Genomic DNA, 2,128 nt, shown 5'->3' with positions numbered 1-2,128 from the left:
AGTGATCGTGGGCAGCAGTTCCAGGCGATCGTGGGCACGAATTCCACGGCATCGTGGGCAGGCTTCATGCCGATTGGCTAATCGTTCAGGAAGGCTCTCTGGCGTCAAGCGTTTCGGTGGTCGTGGCGCGTCTGGCGGTGATGCGTCGCATGCTTTCGCCGCTGAGTTCGATGCGGTGGGCGTTGTGGACGAGGCGGTCCAGGATGGCGTCGGCCAGGGTTGGGCTGCCGATCACTGCGTGCCACTCCTCGACCGGCACCTGACTGGTGACGATGGTGGAGCTGCGCCCGTGGCGGTCTTCCAGGATCTCCAGCAGGGTTTCGCGTTCGGGTTGGGTCAGAACGGACAGGCCCCAATCGTCGAGCACCAGCAGTTCGACCCGGGCCAGAGCCTTGAGGGCCCGGCTGTGGCGGCCATCGCCACGGGCGATGGCCAGCGCCTCGAACAGCCTGGGCACGCGCTGGTAGAGCACGCGGCGGCCGTCGCGGCAGGCCTTGTGGGCGAGGGCGCAGGCCAGCCAGGATTTGCCGACGCCGGTCGGGCCGGTGACCAGCAGCCCCTCATGGCGGTCGATCCAGTCGCCGGCGACCAGCTTCTGGAACAGCGCCCGGTCGAGGCCGCGCGGGGTGCGCAGGTCGACGTCCTCGATGCTGGCATTGTGGCGGAGTGCCGCGTGTTTCAGGCGGGTTGTCAGGCGCCGGGTTTCCCGCTCGGCCGCCTCGCGGTCGACCAGCAGGCCAAGGCGCTCCTCGAAGGTCAGGGCGGCGATGTCGGGGGATCGTCGCTGGTCCTCAAAGCCCCTGGCCATGCCGGCCAGGCCGAGCGTGATCAGCCGCTCATGGGTGGGATGGACGAGCATGGGCTCTCCTCTGGGGGTCAGTGGAAGTAGCCGCCGCCACGGATGTTGCCGTGCAACGGGGGCGGCAGGCGGTCCGGCTCCTCTCCCAGGCAGGCCCGGTCGAGGCCGGTCTGGAGGATGGAGCGGATGGAGGTGACGGTGCGGGCGCGGATGCCGACGCCGCGGCCACAGGCCGCCTCGAGCCGCACGGCGCCATAGATCCGGGCCAGGCCGAGGATGCCGAGGCAGGTGCGGAAACCCTGCTCGGGGTGTGGCCGCGCCGCCATCACCGCCTCGCACAGCGCCGTGGTCGAAGGCCCGACCTTGCCGGCCTCCTCCAGCAGCCGCGCCGGCGTCCACTGGGCGTGGCGACGATGCGCGTTCGGCATGTGCTCGGGGATGGTGGTGTGGCCGCGCCGGTGCGGCACCCGGACATGGCTGGCCACGCGCTCGCCCTTGTGGAACACCTCAAGGGTCGCCTCACCGATGCGGAGGTCGACCAGCTGGCGGATCAGGCGGAACGGCACCGAGTACCAATGGCCGTCGGCCTCGACATGATAGTCCAGCCCGACCCGACAGCGTTTCCAACGAGCAAAGGCATAGGGCGGGGTCCGCAGGCCGCGGAGTGCCGGCGCATCCAGGCTGGCGAAAAGCTCTGCCCGGCTGGCGCCAAAGCCCCGCATGATCCGGGCATTCAGCTCCGCGGTCAGGATGGTGATGGCGGCATTGAGCTCCACCAGTGAGAGGAACCGCGCATGGCGCAGCCGCGCCATGATCCAGCGTTCCGCCAGCAGCACCGACTGCTCGACCTTGGCTTTGTCGCGCGGCTTGCCCGGACGGGCCGGCAGGATGGTGGTGCCGTAGTACTCCGCCATCTCCAGGTAGGAGCGGTTCAGTCCCGGCTCATACCGGTCGGGATTGGTGACGGCGGCCTTGAGATTGTCGCAGACGACGAACTTCGGCACGCCGCCCAGGGCGGCGAACAGGTTCCCATGCGCCCCCAGCCAGTCCGCCAGGGTCTCGCTGGCCCGGGCCTCGGCATAGACCAGGTTGGATGCGCCCATGCAGGCGACGAACAGCTTGGCCTGCCAGACCTCGCCGCTACCCGGGTCGACCACGCCCATGGTATCGCCGGCGAAGTCGACGAAGACCTTCTCGCCGCCAACATGGCTCTGCCGCATGGTCGGCGAGACCTGACCTTTCCAGGCGTCATAGGCCTCGCAGAACCAGGAATAGCCGAAGCCGTCGGGATGTTGGGCCCGGTACTCCTGCCACAGCAGCGCCCGCGTC

General features: G+C 69.1%; 2 protein-coding genes. Both read right to left on the bottom strand.

Annotation, left to right across the window (positions count from 1 at the left end; all coding sequences use genetic code 11):
• Window positions 1-85: 85 nt before the first annotated feature.
• Window positions 86-859 carry an IS21-like element helper ATPase IstB gene (gene istB, locus BUB97_RS25350; RefSeq protein ID WP_073140728.1) on the bottom strand — a complete coding sequence of 258 codons (774 nt, stop codon included), beginning with the start codon at window positions 857-859 and terminating at the stop codon, window positions 86-88.
• A 17-nt stretch (window positions 860-876) separates the two neighbouring features.
• Window positions 877-2,128 (bottom strand): IS21 family transposase (gene istA / locus BUB97_RS25345; protein ID WP_073140725.1); only part of this gene is annotated, 1,252 nt, incomplete at its 5' end.

Origin of the sequence: Muricoccus roseus (assembly GCF_900141905.1) — a bacterium.
Classification (GTDB): domain Bacteria; phylum Pseudomonadota; class Alphaproteobacteria; order Acetobacterales; family Acetobacteraceae; genus Roseomonas; species Roseomonas rosea.
Note: the sequence above shows the minus strand (reverse complement) of the source record. Positions and strands in the feature narration are given on the sequence as shown.